This is a genomic window from Cronobacter sp. HA18003 (assembly GCF_011605905.1).
GTDB lineage: Bacteria > Pseudomonadota > Gammaproteobacteria > Enterobacterales > Enterobacteriaceae > Cronobacter > Cronobacter sakazakii.
On record NZ_JAANQO010000028.1, the window covers coordinates 89,944 to 105,145 of the forward strand.

At 52.5% G+C, this 15,202-nt stretch carries 15 protein-coding genes and 2 pseudogenes; 13 read left to right on the forward strand and 4 right to left on the reverse strand.

Going from position 1 to position 15,202, the window contains the following annotated elements:
• Positions 1-50 precede the first annotated feature (50 nt).
• From tssH to tssJ, 10 genes and pseudogenes are all read left to right on the forward strand, one after another.
• Positions 51-2,717: a type VI secretion system ATPase TssH gene (tssH, locus tag G6041_RS20630; RefSeq protein WP_373886427.1), complete on the forward strand. Its 2,667-nt coding sequence runs from the start codon at positions 51-53 to the stop codon at positions 2,715-2,717.
• A pseudogene (locus G6041_RS20635) lies at positions 2,710-3,263 on the forward strand (type IV secretion protein Rhs). Before tssH ends, G6041_RS20635 begins: the two are co-directional and overlap by 8 nt.
• The gene (locus G6041_RS20640) at positions 3,257-3,724 is read left to right on the forward strand and encodes a putative T6SS immunity periplasmic lipoprotein (protein ID WP_080515388.1); all 468 of its coding nucleotides are present in this window, start codon (positions 3,257-3,259) and stop codon (positions 3,722-3,724) included. Before G6041_RS20635 ends, G6041_RS20640 begins: the two are co-directional and overlap by 7 nt.
• 285 nt (positions 3,725-4,009) lie before the next feature.
• Positions 4,010-6,919 carry a type VI secretion system tip protein VgrG gene (vgrG, locus tag G6041_RS20645; RefSeq protein WP_166491617.1) on the forward strand — a complete coding sequence of 970 codons (2,910 nt, stop codon included), beginning with the start codon at positions 4,010-4,012 and terminating at the stop codon, positions 6,917-6,919.
• Positions 6,920-6,972: 53 nt separating this feature from the next.
• Complete coding sequence (locus G6041_RS20650; RefSeq protein WP_166491616.1) at positions 6,973-7,272, forward strand: hypothetical protein; 300 nt, start codon at positions 6,973-6,975, stop codon at positions 7,270-7,272.
• A gap of 17 nt (positions 7,273-7,289) precedes the next feature.
• Positions 7,290-7,595, forward strand: coding sequence for a hypothetical protein (locus G6041_RS20655; protein WP_166491615.1), 306 nt, complete (start codon positions 7,290-7,292; stop codon positions 7,593-7,595).
• A gap of 94 nt (positions 7,596-7,689) precedes the next feature.
• Positions 7,690-8,337, forward strand: coding sequence for a DUF2931 family protein (locus G6041_RS20660; protein WP_011998986.1), 648 nt, complete (start codon positions 7,690-7,692; stop codon positions 8,335-8,337).
• 69 nt (positions 8,338-8,406) lie between these two features.
• Positions 8,407-8,673: a PAAR domain-containing protein gene (locus tag G6041_RS20665; RefSeq protein WP_011998987.1), complete on the forward strand. Its 267-nt coding sequence runs from the start codon at positions 8,407-8,409 to the stop codon at positions 8,671-8,673.
• A 3-nt stretch (positions 8,674-8,676) separates the two neighbouring features.
• A complete protein-coding gene (locus G6041_RS20670; protein WP_176686722.1) occupies positions 8,677-9,501 on the forward strand; it encodes a hypothetical protein in 825 nt (274 codons plus the stop codon).
• Positions 9,461-9,856, forward strand: a pseudogene (gene tssJ / locus G6041_RS20675) (type VI secretion system lipoprotein TssJ); the annotation flags it as partial. The gene G6041_RS20670 and the pseudogene tssJ, both read left to right, overlap by 41 nt.
• A 33-nt stretch (positions 9,857-9,889) precedes the next feature.
• Here the strand turns inward: tssJ and dsbG are convergent.
• The 4 genes from dsbG to G6041_RS20695 are packed head-to-tail and all read right to left on the reverse strand — an operon-like array spanning position 9,890 to position 13,467.
• On the reverse strand, positions 9,890-10,639 hold the full coding sequence (gene dsbG, locus G6041_RS20680) for a thiol:disulfide interchange protein DsbG (RefSeq protein ID WP_011998990.1): 750 nt from the start codon (positions 10,637-10,639) through the stop codon (positions 9,890-9,892).
• Positions 10,636-12,657 carry a protein-disulfide reductase DsbD family protein gene (locus tag G6041_RS20685; RefSeq protein ID WP_011998991.1) on the reverse strand — a complete coding sequence of 674 codons (2,022 nt, stop codon included), beginning with the start codon at positions 12,655-12,657 and terminating at the stop codon, positions 10,636-10,638. Before G6041_RS20685 ends, dsbG begins: the two co-directional genes overlap by 4 nt.
• 46 nt (positions 12,658-12,703) lie before the next feature.
• Positions 12,704-13,162 carry a hypothetical protein gene (locus G6041_RS20690; protein ID WP_041460790.1) on the reverse strand — a complete coding sequence of 153 codons (459 nt, stop codon included), beginning with the start codon at positions 13,160-13,162 and terminating at the stop codon, positions 12,704-12,706.
• 44 nt (positions 13,163-13,206) lie between these two features.
• The gene (locus G6041_RS20695; RefSeq protein WP_007780653.1) at positions 13,207-13,467 is read right to left on the reverse strand and encodes a DUF2534 family protein; all 261 of its coding nucleotides are present in this window, start codon (positions 13,465-13,467) and stop codon (positions 13,207-13,209) included.
• Between the two features lie 327 nt (positions 13,468-13,794).
• Here G6041_RS20695 and G6041_RS20700 point away from each other — a divergent pair, with 327 nt between their 5' ends.
• The 3 genes from G6041_RS20700 to G6041_RS20710 all read left to right on the forward strand — a co-directional run bounded on the left by G6041_RS20700 (position 13,795) and on the right by G6041_RS20710 (position 15,171).
• Complete coding sequence (locus tag G6041_RS20700; protein ID WP_011998994.1) at positions 13,795-14,184, forward strand: hypothetical protein; 390 nt, start codon at positions 13,795-13,797, stop codon at positions 14,182-14,184.
• A 102-nt stretch (positions 14,185-14,286) separates the two neighbouring features.
• Positions 14,287-14,808, forward strand: coding sequence for an SMI1/KNR4 family protein (locus G6041_RS20705; protein ID WP_054628793.1), 522 nt, complete (start codon positions 14,287-14,289; stop codon positions 14,806-14,808).
• 117 nt (positions 14,809-14,925) lie between these two features.
• The gene (locus G6041_RS20710) at positions 14,926-15,171 is read left to right on the forward strand and encodes a YmjA family protein (RefSeq protein WP_007798844.1); all 246 of its coding nucleotides are present in this window, start codon (positions 14,926-14,928) and stop codon (positions 15,169-15,171) included.
• Positions 15,172-15,202 lie beyond the last annotated feature (31 nt).

Consider the following 15,202-nt stretch of genomic DNA (forward strand, 5'->3'; position numbering starts at 1 on the left):
GCGCTTCGGGTAACAGCGAGGGGCGGTAGCGTGTCTGAAAACAGAGGAAGATGAGCATGGAACACCAGTCAGCCGTATTACTGCGCCGTTTAAATCCATACTGCGCCCGCGCGCTGGAAGGCGCTGCGAGCCTGTGCCAGGCCCGCGCCCACGCGGAAATTTTGCCCGAACACTGGGTACTGAAACTGTTTGAGCAGGGCGAGGGCGATCTCACCGTGCTGGCCCGCCGTTACGAGTGGGATATGGATGCTATCTGGCTGGATCTGCTGGCTTACCTTGACCGCCTGCCACGCTCGGTCAAAGGTCGACCGCAGTTGTCTGACAATCTGGAATCGCTGCTGAAGCAGAGCTGGCTTATCGCTTCACTTGAAAACGGCGAGGAGATCCGCAGTGTGCATCTGCTGGCCGCGATGATTGAGATGCCAGCACTGCTTTCCTGCGATGGCCTCTGGCCGCTACTGACAGTGGGTCGTAGTCAGCTTGAGCGGCTGCGCGGACTGCTTGATGCGCAGTCAGACGAACGCCCGGAGGCGCAGCAGGAAGCGCTGTTATCCCGTGCGCCTGCCGGTGAAACAACAACGTCACCTGTAACGCTCCCCAGCGACCCGACAGAGGATCCGCTTTCCGCAAGGCCAGGACTGAACAAAGCGCTCCAGGCGGTGCTGGATAAATTCACCCAGGACATTACAGCGAAGGCGAAAGCCGACGGTATTGATCCGGTTTTTGGTCGCGATAACGAAATCCGCCAGATGGTGGATATTCTTTCGCGTCGGCGTAAAAACAACCCGATTCTGGTGGGCGAGCCAGGCGTCGGGAAAACCGCGCTGGTGGAAGGACTGGCGCTGCGCATTGCTGAGGGCAATGTGCCGGAGAGCCTGAAGTGTGTCACCTTGCGTACCCTTGATCTTGGGCTTTTACAGGCAGGCGCAGGCGTGAAAGGCGAGTTTGAGCAGCGACTGAAAAATATCATAGAGGCTGTACGTCAGTCGCCGACGCCGGTCCTGCTGTTTATCGACGAGGCGCATACCATTATCGGTGCGGGCAACCAGGCGGGCGGCGCAGATGCGGCTAACCTGCTGAAACCGGCGCTGGCACGCGGTGAACTCAGGACCATTGCAGCCACCACCTGGAGCGAGTACAAGCAATACTTTGAGCGTGACGCTGCGCTGGAGCGTCGCTTCCAGATGGTGAAAGTCGACGAGCCGGATGACGACACCGCCTGCCTGATGCTCAGGGGGCTCAAGTCCCGCTACGCGCAGCATCACGGTGTGCATATCACTGATGATGCGGTCAAAGCCGCCGTCACGCTCTCACGCCGCTACCTCACTGGTCGTCAGCTTCCTGATAAAGCGGTGGATCTGCTGGATACCGCTTCGGCGCGCGTGAGAATGAGTCTCGACACCGTACCGGAGCCACTGACGCAGCGGCGTGCCCGTATCAGCGCACTGGCGATGGAAAAACAGGCGCTGCTGGAAGATATCGCAATGGGTAGCCACGCCCACAGCGAGCGGCTGGCAGAGATTGAAGAGGAAGAGGTCAATATCCTCACGGAACTGGACGTACTGGAAACGCAGTACGGTCAGGAAATTACCTTAACAGAACAGTTGCTGGCCTGTCGCCGTGATCTTTCCCGGCAGGCGGAGAGCGCGTCGCTGCAAAGCGAACTGGCGATTGTGCAGCAGGGCACTCCGCTACTGGGGCTGGACGTGGACGCGCGTACCGTGGCGACAGTGATTGCCGACTGGACCGGCGTACCGCTTTCATCCCTGATGAAGGATGAACAGACGGAGTTGCTGAGCCTGGAGCAGCGGCTGGCCGCCCGGGTGGTTGGTCAGGACGTGGCGCTGGAGGCCATTGCACAGCGCTTACGCGCATCGAAAACCGGGCTGGCATCAGAAAACGGCCCGCAGGGTGTGTTCCTGCTGACCGGGCCGAGCGGTACAGGTAAAACCGAAACCGCGCTCGCGCTGGCGGACACGCTCTATGGCGGCGAGAAATCGCTGATTACCATTAACCTCTCGGAATACCAGGAACCGCACACCGTTTCGCAACTCAAGGGCTCTCCTCCGGGTTACGTGGGTTACGGCCAGGGCGGCATCCTCACGGAAGCGGTGCGCAAGCGCCCCTACAGCGTGGTGCTGCTGGATGAGGTGGAAAAGGCGCACCGCGATGTGATGAACCTCTTTTATCAGGTGTTTGACCGCGGTTTCATGCGCGATGGCGAAGGACGGGAAATCGACTTTCGCAACACGGTCATTCTGATGACCTCCAATCTCGGCAGTGATCACATCATGCAATTGCTGGACGAAAAACCGGACGCCAGCGAGACCGATCTGCATGAACTGCTGCGTCCGATATTGCGCGATCACTTCCAGCCAGCGCTGCTGGCGCGATTCCAGACGGTGATTTATCGCCCGCTAAATTCGCAGGCGATGCGCACCATCGTGGAAATGAAACTGTCGCAGGTCAGCCAGCGCCTGAGCCGCCACTACGGGCTGACGACGCATATTGATGAGAGCCTTTACGACGCTCTGACCGACGCCTGCCTGCTGCCGGACACCGGGGCACGCAACATCGACAGCCTACTGGCGCAGCAAATTCTGCCAGTATTGAGCCAGCAATTGTTATGCTACAGGGCGGCAGGACAGAAACCCCAGCACCTGACGCTTGGCTGGAGTGAGGAAGAGGGGATTTTGCTGGAGTTTAAACATGACTGAAGAAACTAAGGATGAGTTCAGAATCAAAGAAGGTGGTATCAGGCTGCTTACGCCAGGTGAAATAATGCTGGCGCAATCTGTTTTAAATCCACTATTGACTATTCGAAAGTCTGGATCCACAGGGAAAGTTATCTGCCCTTCAATCTTCAGAATAGAAATGCAGCAATGACCCCTAATGGTGAAATTTATTTTCGTGACCATTACCGGGATGATTTCTCTCAGTCTACAGATCATATGCAACATATATTTATTCATGAAATGAGCCATGTCTGGCAACGCGAGAGAGGAATGAACGTTATCTGCCGGGGCCTGGTGAGTTGGCTGGTTAGTTATCGATATACACTTGATGGTCGATTGCTCAGTGAATATCCAATGGAGCAACAAGCACAGATTATTGCGGATAATTTTATTTTGCAGACATTTGGCTATGAAATATGGAGTCACCTTGAAAATCAAAAATACCCTGACATCACCCTCGATGGGGATATTTCTGAAACGGTGATACGTGCCGGTTACAGAGCGACTTTAAAGGGGTTCCCATGGTAAGTGAGAACAACGTTAATACGTTTAACCTTCTGTTTTTATCATTTGCTTGTGTTTCAATCCTGACGGGATGTCCGGGGCCCGGTGACATAATGCGCTTTGATGAAACCGCAAAGGTGAGCAGCAGAGGGAGGGATGTTTGTATAAATATTGATAATGCACAGGATTATCAGCCAGTGGATATCGGGATAAATCTAAGGGGAATACCCCCAAAAGAGAAAAAGTTTGATTTTTCACCAGGTCTCAGGATTAGTGCCGGGGAGCTGTGTATTCCTCCTTCATACTATAGTTTTGAAAATGGTAATAAGTATATTGTTGAATTTGTACTTCATGCAACTTCAGGAGTTAAGGATCCGAGAAGTTTTGTTGTCGGTGTTGGAGTAAATAATAATCATGTCTATAATTTTCCTTTGAGCGAACGTGAATTCGCAAGGCCGTATGGTTCAATTCAGGTTCCAGAATAATAAATATCCGTATTTAACGACGCATTCGTAAATATGGATTTTACATTGGGGAATCTACACATCGTACTGGTTAATCAGGCAAGAGTATTTATCTCTTGCCTGCATATCATGACCGGAAAATTATTTCAGATAAATATTTATCAAGTATTACAGCTCTTGCCTGCGCCTTTAAGGCATGGGGCCGTAATCACCTTTTTCGTGCTCGCTGAGTACCCCTGATTAAACCTGTTACTTGCCGTTGGCAATAAAGTTATGGACAGCAGATTACCCCAAGGAGCCAATATCATGAGTCGGACCGATACGCTTAAAAATACCCTGGCTGCGCTAACGGGAAGCAGGTTGAACCGCTACCGTCTGGATATTCCGTCATGCCCTTCATTACTGGATGTCGAAGATTTTAGCGGCGTCGAGGCAATGAGCCAGCTCTACCACTATGACATCCGGTTCACCAGCAGCGACCTTAACATTGATGCCACGCAGCTGCTGAGCAAACCGGCCACGCTGACCATGGGTGCCGGCCCACTGACGGGGCTGGTTGAGCAGAATGTGGTGCACGGCGTGGTGACGCACTTTAAGCGTATCAGCGGCTCACGCGACCAGGCGACATACCAGATTAGTATTGAGCCGTTTCTGGCGCTGCTCGGTAATCAGTTCCGCACCCACCGCTTTTTCGTCAATAAATCAGTACCGGAAGTGGTGGAGCAGATCCTCCGGGAACACGGCCTGCACGAGTGGGAATATGAGTTCCGCCTTAAACAGGTTTATCCGCCGCGTGAGCAAATTAATCAGTACCAGGAAAATGACCTGGCGTTTATCGAACGTCTGCTGTCTGAGCTGGGAATATTTTATTTCTTTACCCTGCAACCAGACGCCAGGACGGAGGTGGTGCATTTTGCCGACAGGCAGAGCGCCTGGCAGTTTGGTAAAACACTGCCGCTGAACAGCCCGTCAGGCGCGCATGACAACGGTGTGGATTCGGTGTGGGGCGTGAGTGTACGGCACAACGTAGTCGAACGCAGCGTGACGGCCAATGATTACAACCACCGACAGGCGCAGAAAATACTGATGTCCGCCCCGGCGGATATGACCCGGGGCGACGGAGAGGGCGTCACTTACGGCGATGTATATCACTATCGTCCGCGCCATCTTGAGCGAGGCGACAAACTCGATCCAGCAGCGGAAACCGGAAATTTCTGGGCGCGGCTGGAGCATGAGCGTTTTCTGTCTGAGCAGACCCGCGTAACTGGCAGCAGTACCGACCATACGCTGAGCCCGGCACAGGTGCTCACCATTACTGAGACCGCCATTCCGCCGACGCTGCCGGATGAGATCGACAATGGCGTCGTCATTATCAGTGCCGGTTACTCTGCCAGCCGTAAAAATGCACTGCACGTGGCGTGGGTGGGAATGCCCTACAGCGAAACAGTGTGCTGGCGTCCGCCGTTGCTGCCGCGCCCGAAGGTCAGCGGCACCATGACGGCCCGGGTGACCAGCGCCCGGGCGGGGGATATCTACGCCTGGCAGGACGCGGCCGGTCTGTACCGGGTGAAGTTTGACGCAGACCGTGACGACAAATCGCCCGGCCAGGAGAGCATGCCGGTACGCCTGGCGAAACCCTACGGCGGGGACGTGTACGGGTTTCACTTCCCGCTGATACAGGGCACGGAGGTGGCGATAGCCTTTCACGAAGGCGACCCGGACCGGCCATATATCGCCCATGCGCTGCACGATTCGCGCCATCCGGACCACGTGACGGAGGCGAACAACACCCGCAATGTGATACGCACGCCGGCCAACAACAAGCTGCGGATGGAGGACAGACGCGGCGAGGAACATATCAAACTCAGTACGGAGTACGGCGGCAAGTCGCAGCTTAATCTGGGACATAACGTGGATGCGGGGCGGTCACTGCGTGGCGAAGGCGCAGAGCTGCGCACCGACAGATGGGTGAGTATCCGCGGCGGCGCCGGGGTGTTTATTACGGCGGACAAGCAGTCAGCGGGCGATAAAATGCTTTCCATGAAAGAGGCGATTGCGCAGCTGGAGAACGCGCTGAGCATCGCGCGGAGCCTGTCGGATGCGGCAGAAAGTGCAGACGCGCTGCCGTCGGATATCCGGAGCCAGGTGACGCTGACGAACGCCCTTAAAGACCTGGTGAAACCGGGGATGGTGCTGAATGCGCCGGAAGGGGTGAGCATCACCAGCCCGCAGGCGGTGCGCGTGGCGTCCGGCAGCGCGAGCGTGGGGATAATGTCTCAGCAGAACACGGACATCAGCGCCCTGAGTCGCGTTACGGTGGCGGCGGGTGAGGCGGTGAGCGTGCTGGCGAAACAGGCTGGTATGAAGCTGTTTGCGGCGAAAGGGAAAGTGGAAATCCAGGCGCAGGATGATGCGCTGGAGGCGCTGGCCAAAAAGGAAGTCACCGTCACCAGTACGGAAGGTCGGGTGGACATCACGGCGGCAACAGAACTGGTGATTAACTGCGGGGGCGCCTATATCCGGCTCAGCGACGGAAATATCGAACTGGGATGCCCCGGAAATATTTTACTCAGATCAACGAATGCGCAAAAAATGTCTCCTTATGAATACAAGGGAAACAGCTGGTCAAAATTGGGCAAGGGAAACGGAGTTATTTTAAGAAATCAGTATGGCGATCCGGTAAGAGATGCGAATGGTAATATCGTCTATGAGATGGAGGAAAGTAAGCGGCCTTCTCCGGAGGTTATGAAAAAGGCATTGCAGGCTCAGAAAGAGATGCTGCTTAAGAGGAAAGCCGAACTGGAACGCTGGAGCGAAGAGGATCAGAAAGCCTTTAAAAAAGCGTTTGGACGTACAGATGATGCTTCCAGAAAAAAGATCGCTGCTGCGGTTGACAAAGAAATCGAACTCAACGACTCAATGTCCTACGATAACTTCAAGTTTGCCGATCAGAATGTACATGCATATGTTTTTCAAGGAGACACAGAGGACCATTTTATCTATATAGGTAATAAATTTTCTGGAGATCCTTTAACTGGCCCGGATTCTCAGGTAGTGACTCTCAGCCATGAAATGTCACATTATAATGATGTTTTGGGAACTGATGATATAACTATCGGAAATATGGATTTTGAGAAAGCTGCGATTAATTTTGCGCAAGACTGTTCAGATAATGCGCTTGATAATGCTTATAACTTTGAAAGGTATTTTCAATGAAAATGATAATCTTGTATATGTTTCTTGCTTTTTTGACGATCACAGGAGAGAGCATGGCTGACGAAATTAATAGTAATGGATATTATAACCATCGTTATAATAAAAGAGAAAGCCTACATTCAGTGTTTAGGGTTGCTGGCGATGGTGAAAAATATGCATACGATATTAATGATTCGCAAAATGAAATTATAAAAAAACAAGAGGGCATTTTATTCTCTTTGTCTATACATAATGTTATAAATGATCTGTACGCCTACGTCAGTATCAAAAACACCGGTAAAAAAATCTATACGCCTGGAAAGGAAATCTTTATGCTTTTAAAAACCAACTTTCCGGAGATTTTTTCAATGTAATTTCCGAAAAAACAAGAATGGATTATCTCGGCGTTAAAGTTAACTTCGGATCTGCGCCTGATTCTGTAGAGGATTATATTGAAATAGTGCCGGGTAACGAACTGACAGAAAAGATAAAGCTAAGTGGTTATTATCAATTTTTACCGAGTACTCATTCATATGATATTGGTACAGTCACTATACCTTTTATGCGTAGCCCCAAGGTTGGGAAAAATTATCTTACACCAGATAACTTTTTTCTGGCCAGAAGTAACCGGGTTGCTCTGACAGTCGACGGAAACAAACTCAACGACAAGATAATTGACTACTATACAGTAAGATAACCTTCCTTCCTGTTTATACGGTGATGCCATGCAAACTTAATATTGAAATTCTGGGAACCAGCAAATCAGTCTGGAATATGAACGGAGATAAAGCATGAAGCTGTCCATTACACTATTGTCAGCGTTATTACTGACAGCCTGCAACAGGGTGTTGTCTGCGAACGAGCAGGGTGAAATAAAAGCGCCTTTTGATGAGTGGTACTTCACCTTTACCACGCCCCGGGCGTTGCCGGCGCAGGTTACGCTGGTAAAAATGCTCGACATCAACGGGTACGCCAGGATTTTCCGCACGATAGACCAGCCCCAGGGCAGCAGTGTGGGAAGCTGGGATCAGTATGCAGGGATGGGGCCATCTCCTTTTAACCAGGCCCCCTCACCGCCGACTATCATGATTTTCTGCTGGGATTCGATCATTGACAAGAAAGTGTACGAGACCACGCTGCTGTTCGCGCCCGAAACCTGGCATAAAATGCTGAGCACGGAGAAAAGTAACTACAGCCCGAAAGAGATTTATTACTTTCAGTATATGGTTATCGGTCTTGCGCCGGAAGGCAAAGTACGGGTGTGGCTGAATAATAATGGCCGTCCTAACCTTGAGCAAACGAAGACGGAGATTAAAACCAGGTCAGGGAAAGATCTCAATATGTGCAAGGGAGTTACGGGAAGTGATTTTTCCAAAGGTTATAGCAATACTACTAAAAATTTTATAAAAGGGAAAACCTATCCCTACGGAAACTGGTGAGCTAACAGTTATTTATTCGGCCTAAATTAAATTCTGTATTCTTTTCCTGCTAATAAACGGAGAATAAAATTGTCAAAAGGATTCGTCGTGCTGGGCGATAAAACTACGCATGGCGGCGTGGTGATTTCTGCCTCTTCAACAATGGTAGTCAATGGGCGCATTGTGGCACTGGTAGGAGATAAAGTAAACTGCCCGGTTCCAGGGCATGGTACGAATAAAATTATTGAAGGCTCGCTAGAGTGGATTTCAGATGGCAAGGCTATTGTAGTTAATGGATGTCGGTGTGAATGTGGCTGCCAGGTCATTTCTGCTGACCCGGAATGTTCAATAGGATGAGTAATGAGCTGGGAAAGGAAGAACGCTGTTGTAACAGAGTTGCCTCCGGCACCATCATTATATCGATGGCTGTGCACAGGCGTTTTAGCATTCATCGTGGGAGCATTATTATTTGTACTTCATGCGTCCAGTAAAATAAATGTGTTATCAGCGATTAATATCTGGGCGGTTTCTTTTTTACCTATCATAGCATGGCTTTTGATCTTTTTTGTCAGATGCTATTTACGCCTGCGGGAGGTAAAACAGCATCTTTTTTTGCAGAAAGAAGCGCAATACAGTCAGCAACAATGGACGCAGTGGGCTGAGCGCTATGTTGCTATTTTAGCCAGCGCTGTCATGCTGCCCGACCATTTTTCTGCCCGCGATTTTGGGACAGAGCGTGTGCAACAATACGGACTTTCTCGCAGATTAGTTTTTCCTGTCGGTAAGAAGAGAGATGATATCAGTACCCTCAGATTACTGATCGGCGCTGTAGAAAATGAGCTGCGGGATGTTTCTGCAAAGTTGCCATTGCAAATTACGATAGTGAGCGATTGTCCTTGTGATCGTTTGACGGATGATTTCTTCACTGTCTGGCATGAATATCTGACTCAACCGATTACCCCAGAAAATTTGCGAATTACAGCTTCACTCTCTTTTTCGGCCGTAGAAGAACGACTAAAAAAAGCAGAGCTGGCGGCTGAATTAATTCTTGTGATGCAACTCAGCGGAGAAGAAAACTATTCCGATGGTTTGGCGGCGCTGTTGCTGGCAAGTGATGATGTAGTGCGCAATTGCGGTATGCCATACCCCACATCTGGATATCCGGGCAAGGGAAGGCGTCAATAACAATGAGAGCGGGGCGGCGCTGGCGACGGTCGTGCGTATTTACCAGCTGAAAGACCGTAAGGCGTTTGACAGCACTGATTACCCCTCGCTATTCGCCGATGACAGCCAGGCCATTAAAGCGGATCTGGTCGCTGAAAAAGATATCCAGCTGCGGCCAGGAGAATCATTCTCACTGGATATGCCTCTGGAGGAGACGGCGCAGTATGTGGCCGTGGCGGGGATGTTTATGGCCCCTGACGACACCAACGATAGCTGGCGTCTGGTGCTGTCACGCGACGATCTCGAACCGGATACGCCGAGAATTATTGAGGCCAGCAATAATCGCCTCACGCTTCAGCCGGTTAACGACAAATAAAGAAAGGGCCACCCGCAAAAGTGGCCCTTTTTATTACTTACAGGCCACCAGATCGGCCATCTGTTCAGCGTTCGGCAGGCCAATTATCTGCTGAAGCAGTCGGTCTTTGTTCAGATAATAAATCGCTGGCGTGCCATTCGCGCCAAGTTGCGTCATCAGCTGCTGGTTATACTGAATCTGCTTAAAGGCCGCAGGCGACGTTTTTTCCGGCAGCGCCGGTTTGTTTTTCCCGGCTGAGCTTTCAAGATCCTGCCAGGTTTTTTGCGGATCGTCGGAGCCCAGCACCGCGGCGGCGTAGCGCCCGCTGTCCGGGCGGATCACGCCCACCAGCAGCGTTTTCAGGCTGATGCTTTTATCGTTGAGGTACGGCTGCGCCTGCTCCCAGAACTTATGGCAGTAAGGGCAGAACGGATCGGCGAACACCACCACTTTGCACGCGGCCTGCTCGCTGCCTTCGTGAATGCCCTTCGCCTGATCCAGCGTTTTCCACATTTCGCGCCCGGCCGGGATGTACAGCTCGTCGTTAATCAGCTTTTCACTGAGGTTATTACCCTGCGCGTCATACATATAGCCGGTGATGACATGCTTTTTATCGGGCGTCAGATAAAGCGTCACGCCGGTATCCTGATATTTACCGAGCCACGCCTGAACGCCGCCCGGTGCGGTGAAAGGCTTGATAATCGTAATGCCCTGTTTTTCCAGCTGCTTTACCGGCTCCGGTAAATCATCAGCCTGCGCGTGGAAAGCCGCGAGCAGCGCGCCCGCCATCAGCATCTTTTTCATTTTCTGTCCTTATTCATTGTCTGAGAGGTGGCCGCGCCAGCGTTATCCAGCGCGCTAAGCAGTTCCGTTTTATTGAGCAGCGAGGAGAGCATTTTGCCATCCGGTATAGCAGGGCCGAACACGGCGTTAAACGGAATGCCGCTTGCGCCGTGGCGGCGCAAAAATGTTTCAATCTCTGCCGAGGGTTTGCTCCAGTTACCCTGTAACAGCACCACGTCATTCTGATGCAACGCGTCTACGACATCGGGGCGGTGCAGCACCATCACTTCATTGACCTTACAGTTCAGGCACCAGTCGGCGGTGATATCGACAAGCACCCGTTTATGCGCGGCAAGCGCGTTTTCGAGCGCCGCCTGGCTGAAGGGCTGCCAGTGAAGCGGCCCTTCGCGGCGGCCGTCCGGTGCAGGTGCCAGAAACGCATATAACCCGGCACCGAACAGCACGCCGAACGCCAGCGTTCGCAGATTTTCCCGATGGCGCGGCAGTTTTACTGCGCAGCGCCAGAGAAACAGCGCAATCATCAGACCGCCTGCGATAAGAACGTAGCGCGCGCCCCATTCCTTCGCCAGCAGCGACATCAGCCAGAGGCTGGAGCCGAGCATCATCAGCACCAGCACCAGGCGCAGCTTACTCATCCACGGGCCGGGCCGCGGCAGCCAGCGCGCCACGCCGGGCATCAGGCTGACGAGCAGCCACGGCAGGCTCATGCCGGTGCCGAGCGCGAGGAAAATCAACCACAGCTCCGGTAACGGCGCGGCCAGCGCAAAAGCGACGGCAGTGCCGAGAAAAGGCGCGGTGCAGGGCGTTGCCAGCAGCGTCGCGAAAGCGCCTTCCAGAAAACTGCCGCCCACGCCCTGGCCACCCGCCGTGGCGAGCCGGGTAGTGAGCGCGGCGGGCAGCCTGATCTCTATCACGCCCGCGAGGCTAAAACAGAAAGCCCAGGTGACGACCGCCATCGTGGCGATAAATCCGGCATGCTGGAACTGAAATCCCCAGCCCGTCCACGCGCCCGAGAGCCGCAGCGCGCTCATGATGGCCGCCAGCACCATGAACGAGAAAATCATCCCGGCGCTGGTGGCGAGAAAGCGGATGCGGGTCTGGCGACGGTCCGCCTGCGCCAGCGTCATCAGCGAGGCGAGCTTCATTCCCATCACCGGCAACACGCAGGGCATCAGGTTCAGAATAAGCCCGCCGAGCAGCGCCACCGCGACGGCTTGCCAGAACAGCGGCGCGCCGTCCGGTTTTACCGTCATCTGCTGGCTGGTGGTCCCACTGCTGAGCACCAGCGAAACCGCCTGAATACGGCTGGCGTCTGTAGGTTCGCCACGTTCGTTGAGGGCGGTGAAATGTGCTGTGAGCGTGTCGCCTGAAGGTTCCAGCACGGGCACCGAAAGCGACACGTTGTCAGGGTTATCGGCAAACAGCGCCGGTTGCGGCCAGCCATCGGGTGAGGTCGCCGTCAGGCTGAGCGTCGAACCGCGAGCGGAGACGTTCTTCACCGTAATGTTGCCGGTGTCTGGCGGAACGGTCGCCATTGCCGCGTTCCAGTCATCATCAAAACCAGGTGACGAACCATCGGCCAGATCAACATCCAGCGGGAAGGTGTTCACCACGCAGAGGTTGCTGCACAGCGAGAGCGTCAGCGTGCCGCGCAGCCGCGCGGTTTCAGTGGTGGTGACTTCCAGCGGGAAGGTCACGCCGTCATGATAGCCGACCGAGCTGAACCCGGCGGCGTCAAAGCGCACCGGCTGCGGCCAGTGCCAGGTGGTCTGCGCTGGTGTTGACCAGTCAATAACGGGCCGGAACCCGCCGTCGCCGGGTGTTCGCCAGTAGGTTTTCCAGCCTTTATCGAGCGTGATAGCCAGCAGCAGACGCACTTTACCGTCGGCGGGCGCGCTGCTGCGCACCTGAATATGGGCGTGGGAAGGCTGCGCCGGTAGCAGCCAGCCGCTGTCCGCAGCCCAGGCCGCAGACATGCTGAGCGCCAGAAGCCACAGGCTTCTGAAAAGCATTTTCATCTATTTTCTCCATGAATAATTAACTGAACAGGACGAACCCGGTCAGTCATTCACGGAAGACGCAGTTTTTAAGGTGTATTCGTAATAGCGGAGGGCGCGGGATCGCATCCGGCAGGGCGCGGACGTTCACGGTGACCAGCACAGCAAGCAGGATAACCAGCAGGCCGGGCAAGAGAATGATGGTGTCGAAGTGGAGCGGCTGCGCGGCAAGGAGTGAGTGTGCGCTGAGTTCGCACGGGGAGAGCGACGGCGTGGTCGCTTCATGACCACTGTTTTGCGTCGCGAGGCTGATCTCAGCCGCTTTGACCTGCATCTGATGCAGAATGCTGGCGCGCTGAGTCAGGCAAATCAGCATCACGCAACAGGCAATGACCAAAAGCAGTGTTGCTTTCAGTTGCCGGTTTTTTGTGTAAGCGGAGCCTGCGGTCGTCATCATCGGCAAAAGAATAGTGAGCGCCCGGTTATCGGGCAAGCGCTGTTTTGTAAAGTAATCATGACAATTCACGCAAAGCCATTCAGCGCGGCAATAAAACTCGCCCGCAGGCAAGCTCAGCCGCGATCGTCTTTCGGCCCCAGAAAATAGAACGCGAAGGGAAGCGAGATGATAAACGAGAACGGCACGCTGTAAATCAGCACCCACGCGCCCTGCATGATAAACATCGACGCGCTCCAGTGCTCCATCGGCATGTTGTACTGTTCTTCCACGCCCTCAAACGTGACGCGGGAGACGACCGTCAGAACGGTGATGAAAACAATCACCAGTGCCGTCAGAAATTTTTTCCCGTCACGGGTACGCAGTTTTTCCAGCATGATCTCTCCGGTTTGTTTTCCCGCGGTGTTTTGGTGTTTGTACCGGCTGGCGACGCCATGTAGTTGCATAAACAGCGAGAATGAAAAGTGGCGCAAGTGTATCGTAAATGGCAGACAAATGTTACGGTCTGGAGGCAGATGCTGCGGTGTCGATATCAAATTCCATAGTGCGCGCAATCTATCTTATGTTAAATAACCATATTGTGGCTGATAATTTCCGGTTTTCAGTTGCCACTCTTCTCCATGTCATGCTTACTATAAAACGTTTATCACAAAGCCGGATCCTGGGCTTATCAACAGCGTAAACGACAAAGAGAAAAGCATTTTATGACAGCTCCAGAACTGACGTTTTATGTGGATGATGAAGGAATTTCCGTTGACCTGGTGTTGTCGGCGTTTGGCGAAAACCCTGTCCAGTGCATAAATCTGGATGCTGATACAGTCGATAAAAAATACCAGGCCGATATTCAATTTCTTATTAAGAATCAAAATGCTTTTTTTGAGAAAATCACTGATGAAGCCAGGGAATACTGCCAGCGAGTGTATGGTTGCGCTGCAAAAAATCTTCTCCTGATAAAAATTTATCTTTCTCCTGAGACGGAAAAAAGCGTTGGATTTATGTTTTCTGTCGATGTGGATCCCGAACACGGATTGGGATTAAAATTCAATGGGTTGCAGTTGATAAAAACAGGTAGTAGCGAAACGGCATTTTTATAGTGTTTTAAAGCAATCTGGCGTGAACTTATCTTTAGCTGTCAAGATAAAATCTCTCCTGGTAGATTGAAAGAGCCAGTCAACATAACTCAGAGAAGGAAAAGTATGCCGGTTTCCTGTGGAAAAATGATTACAGAAGCGGATATCCAGCGCCTGGAAAAAACATACTGCATCAGCTTGCCTGAAGATTATAAAACGTTCCTTCTGTTAAATAATGGCTTTGTGGTTAAAAGCCCGGATTATTGTAATTTAGCGTATGGCGGTGTCGATGAGGGCGCTATTGCGTTTAATGCCCTGTTTGGGTTGGGGACTGAAAATGAATACTGTGATATTGAGTATAATAATGAAGAACTATTCAGTGAACTGGATTTTATCGACAGCAAATTAATCATCGGCGACGATCCGGGTGGTAACTATTATTTGATGCTGAATGGAGAACGCCAGCAGGGCATATTTTACTGGGACAGAACGCATCTGCATGCTGAAGATATCCTTCAACAGTTTGAGATACCTGAGCAAAATGAGTGCGGCAACCTTTACAGGTTAAGCGATACATTTACGCAATTCTATCAAAGCGTTATCGACAATACGCTTGCTCAGGGAATGCAGGTAACGCGTGATCTGTGATAGCCATTGCTGACCCCGCTTCGCCATTTTCCGCGCCAGCGCGCAGCCAGAAATGATACTATCTTACTCATAACGCCCTGTCCCGGCAGGCATAAACACCACCATCAGGAACGCCCTATGAGTAATGATATTCCTATCAAGTTTTACGACATCGCTGACGAGTACGCGACGGAAACAGAGTTGCCGGTAAGCGATGCGGAGCGCGACCGCCTGGCGCACTACTTCCAGTTGTTAATCACCCGTCTGATGAACAACGAAGAAATCAGCGAAGAAGCGCAGCATGAGATGGCGCGCGAAGCGGGGATCCCTGAAGGGCGTATCGATGAAATCGCCAACTTCCTGAATCAGTGGGGCAATGAGTAACGCCTCTGCGCTACACAGCCTTTGCGAAAAA